Below are 369 nucleotides of genomic sequence, written 5' to 3'. Positions count from 1 at the left end.
AATGTTTTGTTGGTAAAGCGTGTGTAACAGTGCGTGACCAGTACGGTCGGCTGCCGCTGCGGTACGAGCCGCTTGCTCACCACCAAAATTCTTAGATTGGCCACCAAACGGACGTTGGTAAATACTGCCGTTATCAAAACGAGAAAATGGAAGACCCATTTTTTCTAGTTCGATAACCGACTCAGGACCATTTTTACACATGTATTCGATAGCATCTTGGTCGCCGATGTAATCGGAACCTTTTACCGTATCGTACATGTGTTGTTCCCAGTGATCTTCATGCGCATTACCAAGAGCAACGGTGATACCACCTTGCGCAGATACAGTATGAGAACGAGTTGGGAAAACTTTAGAAAGCAACGCACAAGA

Annotated in this window: 1 protein-coding gene; it reads right to left on the bottom strand. The window is 45.8% G+C overall.

Annotated elements, in window-relative coordinates; all coding sequences use genetic code 11:
* The coding region (locus tag AB4496_RS27570) for an FAD-binding protein (protein ID WP_372133173.1) at positions 1-369 on the bottom strand (369 nt) is incomplete at both ends.

Source organism: Vibrio sp. 10N.222.46.A1 (assembly GCF_041473595.1).
Lineage (GTDB): Bacteria > Pseudomonadota > Gammaproteobacteria > Enterobacterales > Vibrionaceae > Vibrio > Vibrio tasmaniensis_A.
Note: the sequence above shows the minus strand (reverse complement) of the source record. Positions and strands in the feature narration are given on the sequence as shown.